General features: G+C 56.3%; 15 protein-coding genes. 3 read left to right on the top strand and 12 right to left on the bottom strand.

What is annotated here, in order from left to right:
- Nucleotides 1–58: 58 nt before the first annotated feature.
- The 12 genes from recD to rppH all read right to left on the bottom strand — a co-directional run bounded on the left by recD (nucleotide 59) and on the right by rppH (nucleotide 18,504).
- Nucleotides 59–1,897, bottom strand: a complete 1,839-nt coding sequence (gene recD / locus WH279_RS11375; RefSeq protein ID WP_339456644.1) for an exodeoxyribonuclease V subunit alpha — start codon at nucleotides 1,895–1,897, stop codon at nucleotides 59–61.
- Nucleotides 1,894–5,430, bottom strand: a complete 3,537-nt coding sequence (gene recB, locus WH279_RS11380; protein WP_339456646.1) for an exodeoxyribonuclease V subunit beta — start codon at nucleotides 5,428–5,430, stop codon at nucleotides 1,894–1,896. The genes recD and recB overlap by 4 nt, the downstream gene beginning before the upstream one ends.
- Nucleotides 5,427–8,312: a pitrilysin gene (gene ptrA / locus WH279_RS11385; protein WP_339456647.1), complete on the bottom strand. Its 2,886-nt coding sequence runs from the start codon at nucleotides 8,310–8,312 to the stop codon at nucleotides 5,427–5,429. The genes recB and ptrA overlap by 4 nt, the downstream gene beginning before the upstream one ends.
- 143 nt (nucleotides 8,313–8,455) lie before the next feature.
- The gene (gene recC, locus WH279_RS11390) at nucleotides 8,456–11,815 is read right to left on the bottom strand and encodes an exodeoxyribonuclease V subunit gamma (protein WP_339456648.1); all 3,360 of its coding nucleotides are present in this window, start codon (nucleotides 11,813–11,815) and stop codon (nucleotides 8,456–8,458) included.
- Between the two features lie 130 nt (nucleotides 11,816–11,945).
- Nucleotides 11,946–12,263 (bottom strand): prepilin-type N-terminal cleavage/methylation domain-containing protein, encoded by a 318-nt coding sequence (locus WH279_RS11395; RefSeq protein ID WP_200643180.1) that lies wholly within the window; start codon nucleotides 12,261–12,263, stop codon nucleotides 11,946–11,948.
- Complete coding sequence (locus WH279_RS11400; RefSeq protein ID WP_339456649.1) at nucleotides 12,253–12,666, bottom strand: DUF2509 family protein; 414 nt, start codon at nucleotides 12,664–12,666, stop codon at nucleotides 12,253–12,255. Before WH279_RS11400 ends, WH279_RS11395 begins: the two co-directional genes overlap by 11 nt.
- Entirely contained in the window at nucleotides 12,666–13,217 is a 552-nt protein-coding gene (locus WH279_RS11405; protein WP_339456715.1) for a prepilin peptidase-dependent protein, read from the bottom strand. Before WH279_RS11405 ends, WH279_RS11400 begins: the two co-directional genes overlap by 1 nt.
- Nucleotides 13,208–13,669: a prepilin-type N-terminal cleavage/methylation domain-containing protein gene (locus WH279_RS11410; protein WP_339456651.1), complete on the bottom strand. Its 462-nt coding sequence runs from the start codon at nucleotides 13,667–13,669 to the stop codon at nucleotides 13,208–13,210. The genes WH279_RS11405 and WH279_RS11410 overlap by 10 nt, the downstream gene beginning before the upstream one ends.
- Nucleotides 13,670–13,905: 236 nt before the next feature.
- Nucleotides 13,906–14,700 carry a thymidylate synthase gene (thyA, locus tag WH279_RS11415; RefSeq protein ID WP_133846079.1) on the bottom strand — a complete coding sequence of 265 codons (795 nt, stop codon included), beginning with the start codon at nucleotides 14,698–14,700 and terminating at the stop codon, nucleotides 13,906–13,908.
- Nucleotides 14,697–15,575, bottom strand: a complete 879-nt coding sequence (gene lgt / locus WH279_RS11420) for a prolipoprotein diacylglyceryl transferase (protein ID WP_200643176.1) — start codon at nucleotides 15,573–15,575, stop codon at nucleotides 14,697–14,699. Before lgt ends, thyA begins: the two co-directional genes overlap by 4 nt.
- Before the next feature lie 142 nt (nucleotides 15,576–15,717).
- Nucleotides 15,718–17,964 carry a phosphoenolpyruvate--protein phosphotransferase gene (gene ptsP / locus WH279_RS11425; protein ID WP_339456654.1) on the bottom strand — a complete coding sequence of 749 codons (2,247 nt, stop codon included), beginning with the start codon at nucleotides 17,962–17,964 and terminating at the stop codon, nucleotides 15,718–15,720.
- 12 nt (nucleotides 17,965–17,976) lie between these two features.
- Nucleotides 17,977–18,504, bottom strand: coding sequence for an RNA pyrophosphohydrolase (gene rppH, locus WH279_RS11430; protein WP_200643174.1), 528 nt, complete (start codon nucleotides 18,502–18,504; stop codon nucleotides 17,977–17,979).
- A 685-nt stretch (nucleotides 18,505–19,189) separates the two neighbouring features.
- Between rppH and mutH the strand changes: the two genes are divergently transcribed.
- The 3 genes from mutH (at nucleotide 19,190) to WH279_RS11445 (ending at nucleotide 21,078) form a co-directional block, all read left to right on the top strand.
- On the top strand, nucleotides 19,190–19,876 hold the full coding sequence (gene mutH / locus WH279_RS11435) for a DNA mismatch repair endonuclease MutH (RefSeq protein ID WP_418903925.1): 687 nt from the start codon (nucleotides 19,190–19,192) through the stop codon (nucleotides 19,874–19,876).
- A 99-nt stretch (nucleotides 19,877–19,975) separates the two neighbouring features.
- Nucleotides 19,976–20,686 (top strand): TerC family protein, encoded by a 711-nt coding sequence (locus WH279_RS11440; protein ID WP_133846084.1) that lies wholly within the window; start codon nucleotides 19,976–19,978, stop codon nucleotides 20,684–20,686.
- 176 nt (nucleotides 20,687–20,862) lie between these two features.
- The gene (locus WH279_RS11445) at nucleotides 20,863–21,078 is read left to right on the top strand and encodes a YgdI/YgdR family lipoprotein (protein WP_200643172.1); all 216 of its coding nucleotides are present in this window, start codon (nucleotides 20,863–20,865) and stop codon (nucleotides 21,076–21,078) included.
- The last annotated feature ends 113 nt before the right edge of the window (nucleotides 21,079–21,191 follow it).

Raw genomic sequence — 21,191 nt, forward strand, 5'->3', positions numbered from 1 at the left:
TAACCGTAGGGGCGAGGCATGCCTCGCCGATGTTAACCGGGACGGGCATGCCCGTCCCCTACGTGATCGTCAAACGATCCACCAAGCCACTGCGCCTTTGCGTGCGCATCTTCACTGCGGCGTTAAACACGCCTTTATCGGCGTACAGCGTTAGCTGCCGTTTGGCACGCGTGATGGCGGTATACACCAGCTCACGCGTCAGCACCGGCATGATCTGATTTGGCAGCACCATCAGCGTATGTTCAAACTCCGATCCCTGCGACTTATGCACCGTCATCGCCCAGGCGCTGTCATGCGGCGGCAGGCGGCTCGGTTGCACAGCCTTGATGCTGCCATCGGGCAGTGGGAAAAACACTTTCAACTGCTGCTCGTCGTCCAGCATCGCAATACCGATATCGCCGTTAAACAACCCCAGCGCCCGGTCATTACGGGCAATCATAACAGGCCGCCCGACAAACCACTTGCCGTTCATCGCCACAACGCGGCGAATTAACCCCGCCTTGCGCAGCGACTGCTCAATGCGTTCATTCAGCCCGGCCACGCCAAACGGCCCCTCGCGCAGGGCACACAGCAGTTGGAATCGGCCAAACTCCGCCAAAACCTCAGCAGGCGGCGCTCCGGCGGCGAGCAATGTCAGATAGCCGCGATAACCCGCCACACAGTCATTCAACAACTGCTGGTAATCCTCGCTGCTGCTCAGTGCCTGACGACGAATATCCGTAAATCCCCCGCTGAAGACCTGCTCAACCCGCTTCACCTCACCGGCGTTGACCGCCAGCGCCAGCTGGCCAATGCCCGACGACGCTGTAAAACGGTAGCTTTTCCGCAGCAGGCAGATCATATCGCGCACCACAGAGGCACTGGCATCCTCACGCCCGGCAACGTCACATCCCGTCAGACGCGTGAGTTCAGCAGCACGCTCCAGACTGTAACCGAATTCGGCACAGCGGCAGATATCCCCCAATACGGCACCTGCCTCTACCGAGGCAAGCTGATCGCGGTCACCCAGGAAGATCACTCGCGCCTGTGAAGGCAGCGCCGCGATCAGGTTAGCCAGCATCGGCAGATCCACCATTGAGGCTTCATCCACTACCAGTACGTCCAGATGCAACGGATTACCCCGGTGGTAACGCATCCGCTGGCTGCCTGGCAGGGCGCCCAGCAGGCGATGCAGCGTGGTCGCCTCCGTCGGGAAACGGCGGCGGATCTCCTCGTCCAGCGTCAGTTCCTGCAGGGTTTTTCCCAGTGATTCCGTCAGTCTGGCTGCCGCTTTCCCGGTTGGGGCCGCCAGCTCAATACGTGGCGCCGTCACTGATAGCTCAATCAGGCTGGCGAGCAATTTCGCCACCGTTGTGGTCTTCCCGGTGCCCGGCCCGCCTGAAATCACGGCAACCTGACGGGTGAGCGCCACGGCAGCAGCAATTTTCTGCCAGTCGTCAGGTTGCTGGCCGAAATAGCGGTCGAGCGTCTGGCGCACCTGCGCCTCATCCAGTGCGACCACATGCTGCTGGCGCTGCACAAACTGCGCCACGTTCCCTTCGCTCTGCCACATCCGGTGCAGATACAGCCGCTGTTGATGTAACACCAGCGGCGTCGCTGACTCCCCGTTGCTGACGGCGGTTTGTGCCCGTAATGTATCAGCCCAGTCCTGCGGTGCTCCGGCAGCCTGCCACAATGCCTGCGCCAGCTCCGGGTGACGGCCGGCAAAAAAAGCCTCAGGATGCAACTGGTCCAGCGGCAGACAGACGTGCCCTTCCCCGGCATCGCGACTGACCAGTGCGGCCGCCAGCATCAGCGCCGGTTGCTCTGCGGTCGCCACCATCTGCGCAAACTGCACATCAAGGGGGCGCAACAGCCGCAGTCGCTGCGCCTGCTGTAATCCTTCTGTCAGCGTCATGCGCCCTGCTCCGCGTTGTTAGCAAACAGCTGGTCAAGCGCAGTAACAAAGTCTGCCTGGGGCCGCGTGCTGTAAATGCCATTGCTGCCCTCCGTGCCGTCCAGGCCACGCAGGAACAGATAAATCACGCCACCGAAATGACGCTCGTAGTCATAGTCCGCCAGACGGTGCCGCAGATAGCGATGCAGCGCCAGCGTATAAAGCTGGTACTGCAGGTCGTAGCGATGTGACTGCATCGCCTGCGCCATAGCCGGACGCGTGTAAGCACTACTGTCCTCACCCAGCCAGTTCGATTTGTAATCCAGCAGGTAATATTTTCCCTGCCAGCAAAAGACCAAATCGATAAAGCCTTTCAGCATGCCCTGCACCTGATAAAAATCGAGCGGCGGGCAGTCCGCCGAAAGCGGATCCTGGCGCACCACCTGGTCCAGTGCATCAGCCGTCAGAAGACGTGAAATCGGCAGATAAAATTGCAGCTCAACGCGCCGGGCTTCAGGCGCAAGCTGATCCAGGCTCACGCCACTGTCGTTGAGCGGCGTATGCAAAATACGCCCGAGCCAGTCATGCATCACCGGATGCCAGGCCTCATCCAGCCCCTGACGACTAAGCTGAAGCGCCAGCCAGTCATCCTCCAGCGGGGCGGTAAATTCGAGGGTTTCGAACAATCCATGCAGGAAGGTGCCCGGTGCCGCTCCGCGCGGGAAAGTGTGCGGCGTCAGCTGCGGTAACAGCTCGTCGCTGGCTTCGCCCACCGCATCAACATCCAGCCGGGGCAGCAGATCCAGCGCGGGCGCATGCCCGTGCTGTTGCAGGCCGGAATAACTGGTCACTCGCCAGTCATCGCGCAGGGTACGTTGTAACTGCTGGCTGCTCAGGCGCTGTGGGTCTTCGTGCTGTGGCTGCCACGGCGTATCGTCCGGTTCCTGCGGAATCACGACCGCGGTCGCATCACTTTGCAGGCTCAGCAGTGCCGTCCTCAATCCGGCGGCATCTGCCGCTTCGCCTTGCTGGATCAAGTAGCCCAACGCGCTGCGGTGCAGGTCGCTGTCGCCCTCTTTTTTACGTGTGCCTTTAATCAGGGGAGCAATACCGACGCTACAGTGGTAAACCGAGCGCGTCAGCGCCACATACAGCAGGCGCAAATCTTCTGCCAGCCTCTCCTGCTCGGCCAGCGTCACGCTCTCTTCCCCTTGTTGTAAGTCGAGCAACGCTTCGAAGGTCTGACGATCGTGATAGACGCCGTTTTCCGCCTCGCGGAAGTTGGCAACAAATGGCAACCACACCAGCGGATACTGTAAACCTTTCGATTTATGGATGGTGACAATCTGCACCAGGTTACGATCGCTCTCCAGGCGCAACTGCTGGTTAGCCACTTGCCCGTCCGGCTGTTCCACCTGCTGAGCAAGCCAACGCACCAGCGCATGTTCACTGTCGAGGGTGGCTGCAGCCTCCTGCAACAGTTCACCCAGATGCAACAAATCGGTCAGACGGCGTTCCCCGCTGTCGGACGCCAGGAGATTTTCCGCAATATGCCGTTTCATCATCAGCTCACGCAGCATCGGCAGCACGCCACGCTTTAACCAGCGCTGTCGGTAGTCGGCAAATTCATCCACCAGGGCATCCCAGGCCCGTTCGTCCTGGTTCAGCGCATCCAGTGCCCGGGCATCAAGGCCCAGCAGGCTGCTGGCCAGCGCACTGCGCAGAACACGCTCCTGCTCCGGTGCCAGCACCGCCTGCAACAGCCACAGCATTTCGCGGGCTTCCGGGGTGGTAAATACGCTGTCACGGTTGGAGAGATACACTGAGGGGATCGCCAGACCGTTTAATGCCTCACGCATCACTGAGGCCTCACTTCGGCTACGCACCAGAATCGTGATATCTGAGGCACGTACCGGCAGCTGTTTACCGGCCTTACCGATCAGCGCGGTGCCCTGCTGCCCGGCACTGAGCCAGCGGCGGATTTCCGCGGCACACTGGCGCGCCATAAACTGCTGGTAATCACTGACCCCGACGCCCTCACCGGGCTGTAACCAGAACTGCAAAGCCGGCTGTTCTGCTCCCTCCAGGCTAAAGCTCAGGGTGGCGTTCGGCGCTGCCGGGCTGACGGTAATAAACGGGATATCACTGAATAAAAACGGATTTACCTGGTGCAAAAACAGCTTATTAACGCCATCCACCATCGCCGGTGATGAGCGCCAGTTAGTCTCAAGCGTATAGTGAGCACTAACTTCTGCTCGCGCTTTCATATAGGTAAAGATATCCGCACCACGGAAGGCGTAGATAGCCTGTTTCGGATCGCCGATCAGCAGCAGTGCACTGTCTGGCTGCCGCGCATACAGCGTGTGGAAGATGCGATATTGCTGGGGATCGGTATCCTGGAATTCATCGATCAGGGCGACCGGGTAACGCTGACGGATTGCCGCTGCCAGCGCGGCCCCCCCCGGCTGCTGCAATGCAGCATCAAAACGCCCCAGCAGGTCATCAAACCCCATCTGCGCATGCAGGCGTTTCTCCTGCTGGGTCACAAAACGCACCTCGTGCAGCGCCCGGGCAATGACCAGGTCGCGCAACGATAGAGGCTCTGCGAGGAAGGCATCGATCTGGTCAAACAACGGATGCCGCGGCGGCTCGCCTTTCTTGGTTTTATCCGACAGCACGCGCTGACCAAAACGCTCAAGGTCTTTCGCGACCTCATAGTCTTCCGTTGCTGCCTGCGCCCAGTGGGTAATTTTTTCCAGCCAGTTAGGTAAGTGCTTACTACTGTAACTGCGCTTGTCCACACCGGAGGACTCAACCAGCGACTGCAAATCGCCTGCCGCCAGCCATGCCTGTTTCAGTTGGTTAATGTGGGCGATGATTTTCTCATGGCGCTGCTCCAGCGTTTCATCGCGGTCCGGCGCTGATTTGAGCGCTGGCGCTTCTCCCCCCAGCCACGGCGAAAGCGTTTTCAGCAGTTGCTCCGGCCCTTCCCACAGTTGACGCACCACGCGCGCCACTGGCAGCGGCAACGGATAGCAGTGACGACGCCAGAAATCGGCCGTTGCGCGACGACGTAAGGGGGTTTCGTCCTCAATCAACTCCTGTTCAAACAGCATGCCGGATTCAAAAGCGTTGAGATTCAGCATACGCTGGCAGAAACCGTGAATAGTAAAGATACCGGCCTCATCCATCTGCCGTTCGGCGGCCAGCAGCATTGATGCAGCCTGCGATAAATCCGCCACTTCAGACATCAGAGCCGAGAGCATCGGGTTATGACTTTCACCGCGAACGCAGGCAATGCGCAGCTCGTGGATATTGGCACGGATACGCCCGCGCAGCTCAGCCGTTGCCGCCTCGGTAAACGTCACAACCAGAATCTCTTCCACTGACAACGGGCGACTGAACGCGGCTTCACCGCCCAACCCTAACAACAGGCGCAGATAGAGCAGCCCGATGGTGAAGGTTTTCCCGGTTCCGGCGGACGCCTCAATCAGCCGCTCGCCGTGCAGTGGCAGGGTTAACGGCTCAAGCCTTTCAGGCACCCGTTGGTTCATGGCTGATCCTGACTCACCGGTAATGATTGCTGCAAGGTAGAGAGATCCTTCCAGGTCTTCCAGCCAGATGGCGCAGCATAGTCAGCTTTGCCGTGGTGGCTACCGGACACCTGGGACAACAACGCCAGCCCACTCGGCGCAATGACAGCCTGATGGAAGAAGTCAGCCAGCCCCTGCGGCGTTAACGTCTGGATCTGCGCAATCACCTTCTCGCGGGTATCGAAATGGTAGTTCTCACGATCGAAATCTTTGCTAAAGCGCCCGGCTTCCTCATCCAGCGTTTGCGGGCGCTGCTTCAGTTCGTTGATCATCGCAGCCTGATACTGAGCAAAATCTTCGTGGCTCATTTCACGCAGGCGCTTCTCAGCCGTTGGATAAAACGCCTCAAAACGCTTCAGCAGATAAGCGGGTTGCTTCACGTTACTTTGCAGCAGGAAGCCGATGCCCCACTGACGGCCCACCGGCATCTGGAAGGAGAAGACCGCATAGCCGAGTTGCTCTTCCGTACGGAGCTGATTGTAGAACCACGGCTGAATAATCTGGCTCAGCATCGCACTGCTGGCCATACTCTGATACTCCGGGAAGCCCAGTGGAATATACACGGCGGCCAGTGCAGAGTCGGTGCTGCTACCGGGCTGTTGCAGGTTAGCCAGCACTTTTTTATCCACCGTCACGTGCTCACTGTGCCACCAGTCGCTGCCTTCGCAGTTAAGCTGATTTTTCACGTCAGTGGCCAGCTTACGCACGGCATCCGGCGTCATATTCCCTACCACCATCAGTTCCGGAGTGGATTGTTCCAGCAGCATTTTACGGTAGTCGAGCAGCTGTTGTAGCGTGATGGCAGGCACCAGTTTACGGCGTTCACTGCGTTGCGTGTAAGGCAGCTGTGACAGCAATTGCGCAGGCTGAATCGCCAGCTCAAACGCTTTGCCTTTTTCGGCCGAATCCAGACGTTCCAGATACCAGGATTTCGCTTGTTCCAGCTGCTGTTCCGTTGGGGTAAAGCTGGCGTAACCGTCCAGCAGTTGGCCCATCAACTTCGGCAAACGCTGCGTGAACCCGCTGGCACTAAAGGAAACGCCGTCATCTTCACTGGTGGAAAAACTGATGCCACCGACAGAAGCCTGGGAACTCAGTTCATCCAGCGCAACCCCCGCCAGATAATCATTAAGCGCAAACAACACCTGATTTTGCGCGGTGCTCATTGACGCCTTGTTACGCAGGGCCAGGGTGATATTGGCCTTAGGCTCATCGGCGTAGTACTGGCTTGGCATGTAGAACACGCGCAGCCCTTTCTGATTCACCAGCTCTTCCGGGCGCTGATACTTTTTATCGGCCTTGATCAGGCTGAAATCATCCGGGATGTAAGGGTTAAGAACCGGTAACGACAGGCTGATTTTGTCGCCAGCAGCCTGCCAGTCAGTAAAGCGCTGCGCAGGAATACGGTCGACCTGATAAGGCGCATCGACAAAGTAAGCGGTTTTATTGTGTGGCTCTTTCGGGCTGATAAACCAGATACGTGCATTTTGTGGCGTCATGCCATCCAGACGGGCGTTAACCGCCTGCGGATCAAACTGGTCGGCAATATACGGAGCGACCAGCGTATCCTCGACCGGTACGCGCAGCATGGTATCCACCAGCCATTCGATGTAGTCCATATCGCGGGTAATCGACGGATAACGGAAGTCGAGATCCAGCACGTGGGACACTTCATCAAAGTAGCGCTTATCAATGCCCTGAGTACGCAGCGTTTTCAGGTAGCTGAATACGGCGGCAATCACTTCATCCCGGTTAGCCTGGCCTTTATCGGTCAGGGAGATAGCGATGGAGAACACGCCACCGTTGCGGTCGATCATCGGGTCGGCACCCGCACTGATGGAATCCGCCAGGCCCTGATTTTGCAGCCAGTCGGAGAGCGTATTTTTGCTACGGTTACCAATCAAATACCCGATCAGCGTGTCCGTTTTGCTGCGGAATTTATCGCTGTTGTTATCGATGCGGAATTCGATTTTCAGCTGCTTACGTGGCTGGGCCGGCACGTAGTGAATGATCACGCCTTTCTGCTGGTCGGTCACAACCGGAACGGTGATATCCGGCACCGTGGCATGGCGGTTTTCCACGCGCCCAAAGGTTGCGGCGGCAATTTTCTCCAGCTCCGGCAGTGGCTGATTACCGTAGATCACTGCCTTCATTAAGTTGGCGGAGTAGTAGCGATGGTAAAAGGCCTTCAGCGCATCGTGCAGTTTGCTGCCCGGTTTATCACGCAGGGTTTCCAGATTCCCGCCAGAGAAGCGTGAACTGGGATGTTGCGGATTAAGGGTTTCAGCACCGACCTGGGCCATGCGCAGACCGTCACGCGAACGGGCCATTGTCAGCTCGGCGTTCACCGCATGGCGCTCGCGGTCAGCATTCACCGGGTCGAGCAGCGGTTCAGCGATAGCATCGGCCAGGCGGTCGACGGCGGGTTGCAGGGCATCGTTTTCCACTTCCAGGTAGAACGCGGTGCGATAAGAGGCGGTGCTGGCGTTATGGCTGCCACCGTGTTTTTTGAGGAATTCAGCGAGGTTATCCGGCTGCGGGTAACGTTTTGAGCCCATCAGCACCATATGTTCGAGGTAGTGGGCCAGACCGAGTTGATCGGTTGGGTTTTCCAGCGAGCCGACCGGCAGCGTCAGCGCTGCCAGCGATTTCGTAGCCTGCGTGTCGGACACCAGCAGAACGGTCATGCCATTATCGAGCTTAATGGCCTGATACTGGCGTGGGTCCTTCTCACTTTTACGGATGGTTTCAGTGAGGGGCTGCCAGCCGATCTGAGCAAGTGTCAGTGGGCTGAACATTGAGACGGAAACAAAACAAGCTAACCAGACTGCATAACGACGCATTCAAACTCCTCAACGGGCTGGTGTTATCCGGCTTCCCGCCAGATGAACATCGGCTTACAAATTTCAGCGTACGGCTGTGTGACGTGACATACGCTAACACAATAAAAACACTACAGGATGTCGCCCTGAATGTCCTGAAAACATCAACTATTATGCACCAGTAACGGCAGCAGCCACCGCTCTGCCTGCACGGCCATCTCTTGTTCGCTATTGCTATCCAGGGTACGCAGCAAACGTTGCAGATAAGGGTCTGTGCCCTCGCCGTCAACCTGATAATTCCCCTGCCAGCTCAGCAACAGCTTTCCGCGCGCTTTTTTCAGCGTTGCATCATCGCGCAGCACCACGCCCGCTTTTTCATCAAAGCAGGCTTTCAACCAAGCGCCCCCGGACGCGGTCAGCAGCAGTGGCGCACACATGCCCTGACGATAACCGTCAACATACCCGGCAAGCTGCTGCTTTGCAGCAGCAGGGGCCAGCGCAGGGAAATGCCATTCGCTCTCTTTGCGTCCCAACATCTTGCTGCTGCCGGTGCCCCCCATCGAACAATACACCAGGTGCTCCAGCCACAGCGTCAGGCCATCATTGAAGTTGAGAATGCCGGGCCGCCAGCGCAGCAATCCGCTGTCCTGTACCTGGGGCAGCCAGCCGCTTAAGGTCACGCCCCCCACCTCCAGTGCGATCTCCCAGCTCTCAGCCGCCGCCCGCAGTTCACGTACGCGCCCCGCCAGTTCGCTCATCTCCTGCTCCTGCTCCTGCCAGAACAATTCGCCAAAGGCCCCATAGGGTAACGCCCCGGCGGCGCGCTGACGGGCATACAATCGTTCGCTTTCACTGCCCTCAATCAGGCTGTTAAGCAATTGAGTGTTGACCTGATAGCGGCTCAGACCCTGTAAAGAAAAAGGTTCTGCATCAGGCAGCCCGGTCTCTTCAAGATGGAAGCTGACCCCAAGACGCAGGCTGAAAAAGGCCCGAACCGGGTGGCGCCAGAAGCGCACCAGCTTGTCGAAGCTGAGCTCATCGGTGCTTTCATCAGGCAGTGCCTGCATAAACGGCGGGTGTGCCGTCCCCTGCGCGCTGGCAGCAGGGAGCCATTCAGCCGCAAAGCTGCGGAACTCCGATTCAGCGCTGAAGTTTTCCGCGGCAAAGGGCATCCGGCTATGCAAATGGTGCAGATGCTCCACAACGGCTTTTGCGCTGCTGTCGACATCCCGATCGCGGTCCTGCTCCAGGCAGAAGCTCTGACTGATGTATTCCACTAATTCACTGACCAGCACAGAGGGGTAGCGTTCCGTATTGTCCTGAATCGAGCGGCCGATGTAGCTGATATACAGCTGTTGCTGCGCTGAGTTCAGCGCTTCGAGGAACAGATAGCGGTCATCGTCACGGCGGCTACGGTCCCCCTTCTGCGACTGCTGGCTCATTAAGTCAAAGCCCAGCGGCGGCAGCGTACGCGGGTACACGCCATCGTTCATTCCCAGCAGACAGACGACTTTGAACGGGATGGAACGCATAGGCATCAGGGTACAGAAGTTGACCGGCCCGGCGAGGAAGCGCTGGCTGATGCGTTGCTGGTCGAGGCGTGACGAGAGTTCATCACGCAGTAGCGTCAGCGGCACGGCCTGCTGATAACCTGCCTCCACGCCGTAGTTGATCGCCTGCTGCCACTGCTCTTCAATCAGCGCCAGTGCTGCTTCGGTTTCTGCGTCACTGGTAAAGAAATCATCCAGCATTTGACGGCACAGTGGCAGCCAGTGCTGGAGTTCACGGGGTTCACTCAACCACTGCCGCCAGCGGTTGAGCTGCATCAGCAGTTCAGCAAGGTTTCCGGCCAGTTCTGCAATCAGCCCGCTGGATTCATCGTAAGGCAGGATGCCCTGCCAGTCCCCGACCTCGCTGTTCATGGCATAGCCCAGCAGCATACGTGTCAGACCAAAATGCCAGGTGTGCTGGCCGGTAGCAGGCAGATCCAGTTCGCGTACACTGTCGTCATCCAGGCCCCAGCGAACGCCGGACTCCGCGACCCAGTGGCGCAACAGACGTAATCCTTCTTCGTCTACGGTAAAACGGCTGGCAAGTGCAGGCACTTCCAGCAACGCCAGCACATCCTCGGCGGTAAAGCGGCTTTCCGGCAGACTGAGCAACGAGATAAATGCCTGTAATGCCGGGTGCGCCTGACTGGCACGGCGGTCAGAAATAGCAAACGGCAACGCGCGATCGGCCGGAGCATTGCCAAATACCGCCTGGATAAACGGTGTATAGGCGTCAATGTCAGCCACCATGACGATAATATCGCGCGGGGTGAGCGCCGGGTCATCAGCCATCATGGCCAGCAGCCGATCCTGGAGCACTTCCACCTCGCGCTGCGGGCTGTGACACAGGTGAATCGCCACCGAACGGTCTTCAGGGGCAAGCACCCGCTTGCTACGACTTGTAGACCATTCACTTTGCTTCAGGCCAATCGCAGCATGATCTTCCAGCTCCAGCAAATCCCGCTTCAGGGCATGCAGCAGGTTGGTCGGCTCAATATCGACAAAGGCAAAGACTTCATTCGGTTCCATCTGCGCCAGCAGGTACAAATTGTCACGTCCCAGCTTGCCCCAGGAGGCCAGCAACGGGTTACTCAGTTGCTGTTCACCGCCCTCGTTAAACAGGCCTGGGGCTGCATCGCTGTCACGAAACTGGGGGATCTCGCGGTTATCCTGATAATGGCGACGATGGCGGCTTTGTAGTTTTGCCAGAAAACCATAATCCTGAATGTCGCCCCAGTAGTGACGGCAGGGGTTGGTGAACAGCAGATGGATATCAATATGTTTACCCAGTGCCTGAAGCGCTTGCAGGTAAACCGGCGGAAGTGCCGAGATACCGCAGATAAACACACGATCGGGGAGGTTAGCCGGGCGTTCACGGCTGCTTTCCAGCCGGGCAATAAAACGCTGATAGAGGTTGGCACGGTGCCATTCTGGCTGGCCGAGTTTATCCGTGTAGTCAACCAGCGCAGCCCACAGCGGCGCCTGCCAGCGTTGGGATTCCCCCAGGTCATCCACCAACTGCCCTTTTTCCCAGCTGTTCAGCCAGTGAGGGCGATAGACCAGATACTGGTCAAAGAGATCCGCCACGCGTGACGCCAGCTGGAACAGCTTACGGTCGTCGCCATCGCTGAGATAATGACGCAGCATTTCAAATTCTTCACCGCCCAGCATTTCGGGCAGGATAGCCATCAGCTTCCAGCTCATGCTGGATTTATTAAAGGCACTCTCTTGCGGGATCTCCGGCAGCACGCGAATAAACATGTCCCAGATAAAACTGGCGGGCAGGGGAAAGTCGATATTCGCGGCAATGCCGAACTCTTCGGCCAGCGACATCTGCAGCCATTGTGCCATGCCCGGGCTTTGTACCAGCACCACTTCAGAACGTAGCGGATCGGCCAGCGGCTGGTTTTCTATCTGCCAGCACGCCAGCGTTTTTAGCAAATCCAACTGATTGGAGTGGTACACGGTAAACATACAAATATGCCCTTAAACTATACGCCGGAGGCTACTGTAACCCGATAAGCCCGGCTTGCAAATGTCACTTGCCGCCGACACTCACCAAAAGCAGGCTCCATGAGGGGACTCAAATTATTTTGGGTACAGGCTATTGGTTTTTTTCATCGCACTGAAGGTGGGTCAGTTCGGCACGCCGCCCGACGGGGCTGATCGCCTGCACGGTAATCAGCTGGCAGCCATGCGGGCCGATGCGGGACTGCTGCTGTATTTGCCAGCCTGCGCTCGGCTTCCCCTCTTGTCGCTGGAAAGCCTGCCACCAGGCATCGCGCTGCTGCCACTGCCAGTGGAATCCCTGCCCCAGCACCTGCTGATAGTGCAGCAGCGCCGTGTAACTCAGGCTGAACAACAGCAGAGAAAACAGGATTTCCACCAGGCTGAATCCCTGCTGCGTGCGACTAGTTAACATCGCAGGCCCCCTCCCCGGTCAAGGGGCAGTAATCCAGCCAGCCGTGCGGTTGCGCCTGTAAAGTCCCGTTTGCTTGCTGACCGACCCAGCGATACAGTGCCAGCGTATCGGGCCCACTGTCACCGCGCAGCAACTGATCAACGGGCTGAAAACAGGCACGCCAGTGATGCGCCGCTTGCTGCTGGCAATGCCACTCTTCAGCGGCAGCCCAGTGCAGACGTTCACCCCAGGCCAGCGCAGACATCGCGCCGGTGAACTGCTGAAGGTAATGTCGTTCATCGCCCACCAGACTCATTGAATCATCAAGCTGTTGTCGCGTGGCGTTCAGCATCAGGGTTCCCATCAACAGGATCATTATCACCATGATGAGTGCACCGCTGCCCCGCTGTGTCGATGCCTGCATCACAGATTCTCCGCCGTCAGCCAGTGTTCCAGATCGCGCGCGATACGCGGATCGCGCTGTGCAAACCCCCTGAGGCTGACCTTGATCTGGCGCCCTGTTTTGATCACCTGGAAAGCACGAATGCCAACACGGTGTGGGTCATTCAGCCTTTCCCAACCGCCGCCCTGACAGTCAGTGACGCCGCGTTGCATTTCCAGACTGGTGCCACGCAGGCGGTAGCCATAAACTTCACTGTCCTCACGCCCCGGTGCTTCCCAGCGGCCGTTACTGTTTTCATCCCAGCGCACCAGCAGGCATCCCGCCGAGATGTGCATCCCGCGTTGTGCCGTGTCACTGCAGTTGCCGTGGCAGTACCCTGCGCGCCGCACGGCTTTTTCCAGGGTGTGCATGATCTGATGAAGATCTTCATGCAGTTGGGCCTGCATCATGAGACGCAGGTTTTGTGCCTGAAGCTGCGGCAGCGTGCGCGCCGCTGACAGCATTAACACGCTGCCAATCGCCATCGCCATCAGCATTTCCAGCAGCGTGAATCCCTGGGCCTTCATCGACAGTTCTCTTCAGAGGGTGAACAGATGCGTACCCGCCCACGAGACGACACAATAATCCGCCGCTTACCGGCTTCGTTGCCGATTAAAATACTGCCGGGATGGGCGGTATTTTTCTTGCCATAAAACCCTAAATCGCTGGTGACCAGTTCAACGCTCACGCCGGGGTGCGGTGCACGTAGCGTATGTTTTGTGATGCTCAGACAATCTGCCGCTCCCGTCCCCAGGCACCAGCGCCCGGCGGATTTCAGCCACAACAGATGCACGGTATTGTGCCAGTTGGCATCGCTGCGCAGCCGTTGCAACAGACGCTGGATCTGCTGCGCACTGTCGTTCAGCTGCTGTCGCTGCTGCCAGCTCTGCCAGCCGCTCCAGGCGCCCAGACTCAGGAGGCTGACTATCGTCACCACCACCATCATTTCCAGCAGGGTAAATCCGCGCATGTTTTTCGTTTTCATACCCGGCAGTGTGCGCTTTCCGTCGGATCAAACCAGCGGCAGTTGGCAGGATTGCGCGCCGTCTTCCAGACTGATTGCCCACTTGCATGTGCTTTCATTCAGATGACAAGAAGGCTCTTAATGTTGGGGAAAACACAGGGAGGTGAACAAGCCAGTGAGGAGAGATAAAGCGGTAACATCAGCAACAAAGGGGGGTTGTCGAAAGGTGATGCCCCCGGTTAAGGGGGCATGCAGGTCTAGATTGCGACCGGGGCTTTAATCGCCGGATGCGGGTCGTAGCCTTCAATCTCGAAGTCGTCGAAACGATAGTCGAAGAGGGAAGCCGGTTTACGTTTGATCACCAGCTTCGGCAGCGCACGCGGCTCACGCGTTAGCTGCAAACGCGTCTGCTCAAGGTGGTTGCTGTACAGATGAGTATCCCCCCCCGTCCAGACAAAATCACCGACTTCCAGGTCACACTGCTGCGCCATCATATGCACCAGCAGCGCATAGCTGGCGATATTAAACGGCAGGCCGAGGAAGATATCGCAGGAGCGCTGGTAAAGCTGGCAAGAGAGCTTGCCATCTGCCACGTAGAACTGGAAAAACGCATGGCAGGGTGCCAACGCCATCTGATCCAGCTCACCGACATTCCAGGCGGAAACAATGATGCGACGTGAATCCGGGTCGCTTTTCAGTTGCTCAACCACTTTCGTCAGCTGGTCAATCTGCGCACCATCAGGTGCTCCCCAGCTGCGCCACTGTTTGCCGTAAACCGGGCCGAGATCGCCGTTTTCATCAGCCCACTCGTCCCAGATCGAGACCTTATTTTCTTTCAGGTAGGCGATGTTGGTGTCACCGTTCAGGAACCACAGCAGCTCATGAATAATCGAGCGCAGATGGCACTTTTTGGTGGTAACCAGCGGGAAACCTTCCTGCAAATTGAAACGCATCTGATGACCAAAAATCGACAATGTGCCGGTGCCGGTACGATCATTTTTCGGCGTGCCCTGGTCGAGCACATGCTGCATTAACGCCAGATACTGTTTCATTTTTCCTCACGAAGCTGTGGCTGCGGACGACGACGATACGCCCAAATCATCATAATCACGCCAGCCACAATCATTGGTACAGAGAGGATCTGCCCCATGCTGATGCCGCTGAACAGGCCAAGCTGCTGGTCAGGCTGACGGAAGAATTCAACGATAATACGGAACGCACCGTAGCCAATCAGGAACAGCCCGGATACCGCGCCCATCGGGCGAGATTTACGAATAAAGACATTGAGGATGATAAACAGCACGATACCTTCAAGGATCAGCTCATAAAGCTGTGAAGGATGACGCGGCAATACACCGTAGGTTGACAACAACTGCTGCCATTCAGGATGGGTTGCGACCAGGGCTATATCTTCGCTACGCGACTCCGGGAACAGCATCGCCCACGGCAGATTGGGGTCAACGCGGCCCCACAGCTCACCGTTAATAAAGTTGCCGAGGCGGCCAGCACCCAACCCAAATGGGATCAGCGGTGCCATAAAATCAGAAACCTGGAAGAAATTGCGTTTGGTGCGGTAAGCGAAGATCAGCATCACCACGATCACCCCAATCAGGCCACCGTGGAAAGACATGCCACCATCCCACACTTTAAACAGGTACAGCGGGTTATCGAGGAACAGCGGCATATTGTAGAACAACACATAGCCGATGCGCCCGCCGAGGAAGACACCCAGGAAACCGGCATACAGCAGATTTTCTACTTCTTCTTTTTTCCATCCGCTACCCGGTTTGTTAGCACGGCGAACTGCCAGCCACATCGCGAAAACGAAGCCCACCAGGTACATCAGTCCGTACCAGTGCAGTGAAACCGGTCCGACGGAGAAAATCACCGGATCAAATTGGGGGAAAGCCAGATAGCCGTTATTCATCTTTCACCATTAGTAAAGTCAGTCCTGACAGGCAGCCGCACACTCCGGGGCTGCATAAGGCGCGCATCATAGCATAATGCGAATTATTGCGGTCCGGGCTAACTGTAAACTTTGTTAAGCGTACGCTGCCAAAAATACACGTTTAACGGCCTCCACGAATCAGGCCGCCTAAACCTCGCCGCTCCATAAACGAAGCCACCAGATGACGCACCTCTGTCGCGAACTGGGCTTCCATACCCCGTTGTGCCAGGACTTGTGCATCTTCATGCTCAAGATGGCTCAGCAGGTATTTTACGCGTGCCACGTTGCGGCCATTCATACTGAGATGGTGATATCCCATGCCCACTAACAGCGCCACGCACATGGGATCACCGGCCATTTCACCGCACAGGCAAAGTTCGATACCGGCACGTTGGGTTTCATCCGCAATACTTTTTAATGCCCGCAGCATCGCCGGATGCAGGCTGTCATACAGACTGGCCACCCGGGTATTGTTGCGGTCAACCGCCAGCAGATACTGTGTCAGATCGTTGGTGCCCACAGAGACAAAATCGACGCGCCCCTTAAGCTGCCCGATCATAAAGATCATGGAGGGGACCTCGATCATGATGCCAATGCGCGGCTGTGGAATAACATAGCCGAGCATCTCTTCCACTTCACGCGCTGCACGTGCGATCAGGCGGCGGGCCTCATCGATCTCTTCCAGGCTGGTGATCATCGGCAGCAGAATATTCAGGTTGCCGCTGGCCACGTTGGCACGCAGCATGGCGCGCAGTTGCACCAGGAAGATCTCTGGTTGATCCAGCGTCAGACGAATACCGCGCCAGCCAAGACAGGGGTTTTCTTCACTGATGGGCATATAGGGTAGCTGTTTATCCGCACCCACATCCAGTGTACGCAGGGTCACCGGTTTATCCAGGAACAGTTGCAACATGCCCTGGTACTGTGCCACCTGCTCTTCTTCCGATGGAAAACCGTTTTGCAGCATAAAGGGAATTTCGGTGCGATACAGACCCACACCGTCCACCCGGTTGCCTACCATCTTTTCGTGTTCAGCGCTTAAGCCTGCGTTGAGCATTACTTTTACCGGCTCGCCGCTTTTCAGCGCGCCGGGCAGGAAGACAAAATCCTCCGCCAGCAGGCTCAGTTCATTCTCTTCGCTGATCAGCCGCTGATATTCCTGCACCAGCACCGGTTCAGGATCGACCAGCAGTTCGCCTCGGTAGCCGTCAACGATCAGCAGATGCCCTTTCATCAGCTCGGGCTGGATGTCAGCACCCATCACCGTTGGGATGCCCATCGCCCGCACCATGATCGCGGCATGTGAGTTGGCGGCACCGTCGCGCACCACCACGCCCGCCAGGCGGTTACGCGGCAGCTCGGCCAATGTGGTTGCGGTCAGCTCATCGGCCACCAGCACAAAGCGCTCAGGCCAGGTGTTCGTGCCCTGCATGGTGTCATCGAGGTGAAACAACAGACGCTGCCCCAGCACGCGCAGATCGCCTGCACGCTCACGCAGATAGCTGTCCTGCAAGCTGGCAAACTGCGCGGCGAATTTTTCGATGACCTTTTTAACCGCCCACTCGGCCACCGAGCCGGCATCGATTTCCGCCAGCAGATCTTTTTTCAGCCGGGCATCACTTAAGAGGTGTGAGTAGAGATCGAAGATCGCCGCACTCTCTTTGTGCATGCTGGCAGTAAAACGCTTGCTGTAACGACGAAACTCGTTTGAGGCTTCACTCATGGCGAGCGCAAGGCGTTCGCGTTCTCGCACGGTATCGAGGGTCGATGCCGCGAAGACGTTTTCCAGTGAAGGCTGGCTGGAGTCGACCCAGCCCACCGCTACCGCAACGCCAGGTGCCGCCGCCAGCGCACGAATGCGGGTTTGACGGTACTGACCAAACAGGGCATTAAGCTGCGACTGTGACAGGATCGCCGCCATTTGCGTGGCCAGCGTCACCAGGAAAGACTCTTCACTTTCGTCGAACTGACGATGTTCGCGCTGCTGAACCACCAGCACGCCAAGCAACTGGCGACGGCTGATAATCGGCACGCCAAGGAAGGAGCGGAAACGCTCCTCTTTCACCGAAGGAATATATTTGAAGCTGGGGTGACTCTGCGCATCGGCGAGGTTAATGGGCTCTGCAAGCCGCCCTACTAAGCCAACGATACCTTCATCAAATGCCAGGGCAACAGTGCGCCCACGCGGCTTTTTTAGCCCACGGGTAGCCATCAGGTAATAGCAGCGACGATCGTGATCCGCGAGATAGACCGAACAGACTTCGGTTTGCATCGCCACACAGATTTCGTTAACCAGAATATCCAGCGCCTCGGTAAGCCGGGGCGCTGCCGCCACTTTCTCAACTATTTCGCGTAGCTGTGTGAGCATAATCTACGTGGCTTAACCTCTCTTCCGTCGAAAACCTGGCGTATTTCGCTGTACGGTATTCTCCTGCAGGGGCATAACCACACTGGCAAACTCTTTCATCACGCGCCGGTAAACATCACGTTTAAAAGAGACCACCTGGCGTACCGGATACCAAAAGCTCACCCAACGCCAGCCGTCGAACTCTGGCGTGCTGCTGGTTTGCATATTGATATCCGCGTCATTGCACATCAACTGCAGAAGATACCACTTCTGTTTTTGGCCGATACAAACCGGCTTTGTGTCCCAACGCACCAAACGTTTTGGCAACTTATATCGTAACCAGTTACGGGTGGATGCAAGGATGCGGACATCCTTGCGGTTCAAACCGACTTCCTCGAAAAGTTCGCGGTACATCGCCTGCTCCGCCGTCTCCCCCGCGTTAATACCGCCCTGGGGAAACTGCCAGGAGTGCTGACCAAAACGCCTGGCCCACAACACCTGTCCCTGCCTGTTACAAATTACGATACCAACATTCGGGCGGTAGCCATCATCATCGATCACCGGACTACCTCAAACTAAAACTGGATGTTCTGATTGTTTCATACTCCTTACAGACGGTAAACCACTGCTTTTAGGGGATGTGACTGCATCCGGCTGGGATAACTTGCTCTTTTTTGCAAAGTTATAAACAGATACCCGGATAAAAGTGCGATCTTATTCACGTTTTCTGTGGATAGCTTTGTGCAGAACTCTGTTAACAGGTGGGGAAAACTTTTTGACTGGCACAGAGCGACGTTTTTAAAACTAAGAATAAACCCCTATTAATCATCATCTTTTGCCGTTAACCACAGGCTTTCAACCGCTTGTCATTTAGCTGTCATCATCCGCTGATCGCCAACTGGTGAAAGATCGAACGCCTTGCACGTTATCCACAGAATATGCCGATTAGTTAGGCATGAAAAAGGTAAAACAGCGGAAAAGTACCTACGTCAAGGCTGTAAATGGAAACAGTATTATTATAAAAAGTGAGTTATCCCACTTTTCTGTGGATAACTACCCCGGTGATCCTGTTCATTGTCGGTGGCAAGCCGGGTAAAACTGTAGGAAGAGGTTTTTTTTTACGTACCTGATGCAATAAAAAAACATGATTTATCATGCTATTATTGGTGTTTTCCCCAGACCTGTCCGGGATATTTTCTCTGTGGGCAAATGACGGCTACTTTTTGAACAAATTACGGACATAATGATGACAGGTGATCTCTACCTCGTTTCTCCGCCAGAAAATGAAGACGAACTGATGGCACGCGCCGCCGCACTGGCAGGTTATACGCTGGGCGAACTGGCCGCACGCATCCACCTGCCCATTCCACGCGATCTGAAACGCGACAAAGGCTGGGTTGGCCTGTTGCTGGAACGCTACCTCGGCGCCAGTGCCGGCAGTAAGCCAGAGCAGGATTTTGCCGGGATTGGCATTGAGCTGAAAACGATTCCGGTTGATGCCAGCGGCCGCCCGCTGGAAACCACGTTTGTCTGCGTGGCACCGCTGACCGGCAACAGCGGGGTCACCTGGCATAACAGCCACGTACGCCATAAGCTGACGCGGGTGCTCTGGGTGCCCGTGGAGGGCGATCGCGCTATTCCACTCGAACAGCGCCGTGTGGGCGCACCGTTATTATGGAGCCCGGATGCCACAGAGGAGTTGCAGTTGCAGCGCGACTGGGAAGAGCTGATGGATATGATCGTGCTGGGCCAGGTTGAGCAGATCACCGCACGTCACGGGGAGTTCCTGCAAATCCGGCCGAAAGCGGCGAACAGTAAAGCGCTGACAGAGGGTATTGGCCGTGACGGGCAGCCGATCATGACGCTGCCGCGGGGTTTTTACCTGAAGAAAACCTTTACCGGCCCGCTGCTGGCCCGGCATTTTCTGCTATAAAAAACCCCTGTAAAGATTTTCCCGCTGCTGTAAACCTTAGGTATAATCGTCGTTTAGCTTTCGTTTAACTTTTATTAGAATTTAGGATGCAACATTACCATGTTTGACTGGATTGCCGATCCCAATGCCTGGTTAGCGCTTGGTACGCTAACGATCCTCGAAATTGTCCTCGGGATTGATAATATTATTTTCCTCTCGCTGGTGGTGGCAAAACTGCCTAAGCATCAACAGAATACCGCCCGCCGTATTGGCCTGGCTGGCGCCATGTTGATGCGTCTGGGGCTGCTGGCTTCTATTGCCTGGGTGATCCGCCTGACAGACCCGCTGTTTACGCTGATGGATCATGCATTCTCAGCGCGCGATCTGATCCTGCTGTTTGGTGGATTATTCCTGCTGTGGAAGTCGAGCATGGAAATTCATGAAACCATTGAAGGCGGCGGCGGTGAGCACAACACCAATGTGCATTCATTTATCGGCGCTATCGTGCAGATCATGCTGCTGGATATTATCTTCAGCCTTGATTCCGTCATTACGGCCGTTGGCCTCTCCGACCATCTGGTTATTATGATGGCTGCCGTGGTGATCGCGGTACTGGTCATGATGTTTGCCGCGCGTGCTATCGGTGATTTTGTTGACAGACATCCGTCGGTGAAAATGCTGGCGCTGGCGTTCCTGATCCTCGTCGGTTTCACGCTGATGCTGGAAAGCTTCAATATTCACATTCCTAAAGGCTACATCTATTTCGCCATGTTCTTCTCTATGGCGGTGGAATGCCTCAATCTGGCACGCAATAAAAAACGTCCGCTGTAACATCACGTCCTTACCCGGCCTGTCGGGCTGGGTAAGGAGATAGTGGTGATGCAATGTCAATGGTGTGTTGTGCGCACGATCCATTTTCAGACTCATACTATTATCGCTACAGGGAAAATAGTTTATTACTACACTTATGCTGAAGTGTTGAGTAATGAAGAGTAAGGGAGACAAGTATGAAGTGGATTTTTAGCGCAGCGGTGCTGGGCATGGCGGTATTAGCCAGTGGATGCAGCAGTAATTATGTGATGGCAACCAAAGACGGCAAGATGATTATGACCGACGGTAAGCCGCAGATTGATAAAGAGACCGGTCTGGTGAAATATACCGACGATTCCGGCCACGAACTGCAAATTAACGGTGATGACGTTTCCTCCATCGTTGAGCGTTAATCTTTAATGCAACAGTCATCTCAGTCGTTCGAGTTGCAGAATCAACATGCTTCTGCGACTTGAAATATGACGAGTTTTAAGCTGCCTTTATAGCACGTCCCGATAAATCCCCT

The sequence above is a fragment of the Erwinia sp. MYb375 genome (genome assembly GCF_037479175.1).
Classification (GTDB): Bacteria; Pseudomonadota; Gammaproteobacteria; order Enterobacterales; family Enterobacteriaceae; genus Erwinia; species Erwinia rhapontici.

Excerpts from the sequence above, each read along its gene's own strand:
- recD (WP_339456644.1), bottom strand. The coding sequence starts at position 1,897 with ATGACGCTGACAGAAGGATTACAGCAGGCGCAGCGACTGCGGCTGTTG.
- recB (WP_339456646.1), bottom strand. The coding sequence starts at position 5,430 with ATGAACCAACGGGTGCCTGAAAGGCTTGAGCCGTTAACCCTGCCACTG.
- ptrA (WP_339456647.1), bottom strand. The coding sequence starts at position 8,312 with ATGCGTCGTTATGCAGTCTGGTTAGCTTGTTTTGTTTCCGTCTCAATG.
- recC (WP_339456648.1), bottom strand. The coding sequence starts at position 11,815 with ATGTTTACCGTGTACCACTCCAATCAGTTGGATTTGCTAAAAACGCTG.
- WH279_RS11395 (WP_200643180.1), bottom strand. The coding sequence starts at position 12,263 with ATGTTAACTAGTCGCACGCAGCAGGGATTCAGCCTGGTGGAAATCCTG.
- WH279_RS11400 (WP_339456649.1), bottom strand. The coding sequence starts at position 12,666 with ATGCAGGCATCGACACAGCGGGGCAGCGGTGCACTCATCATGGTGATA.
- WH279_RS11410 (WP_339456651.1), bottom strand. The coding sequence starts at position 13,669 with ATGAAAACGAAAAACATGCGCGGATTTACCCTGCTGGAAATGATGGTG.
- thyA (WP_133846079.1), bottom strand. The coding sequence starts at position 14,700 with ATGAAACAGTATCTGGCGTTAATGCAGCATGTGCTCGACCAGGGCACG.
- lgt (WP_200643176.1), bottom strand. The coding sequence starts at position 15,575 with ATGAATAACGGCTATCTGGCTTTCCCCCAATTTGATCCGGTGATTTTC.
- ptsP (WP_339456654.1), bottom strand. The coding sequence starts at position 17,964 with ATGCTCACACAGCTACGCGAAATAGTTGAGAAAGTGGCGGCAGCGCCC.
- mutH (WP_418903925.1), top strand. The coding sequence starts at position 19,190 with ATGACAGGTGATCTCTACCTCGTTTCTCCGCCAGAAAATGAAGACGAA.
- WH279_RS11440 (WP_133846084.1), top strand. The coding sequence starts at position 19,976 with ATGTTTGACTGGATTGCCGATCCCAATGCCTGGTTAGCGCTTGGTACG.
- WH279_RS11445 (WP_200643172.1), top strand. The coding sequence starts at position 20,863 with ATGAAGTGGATTTTTAGCGCAGCGGTGCTGGGCATGGCGGTATTAGCC.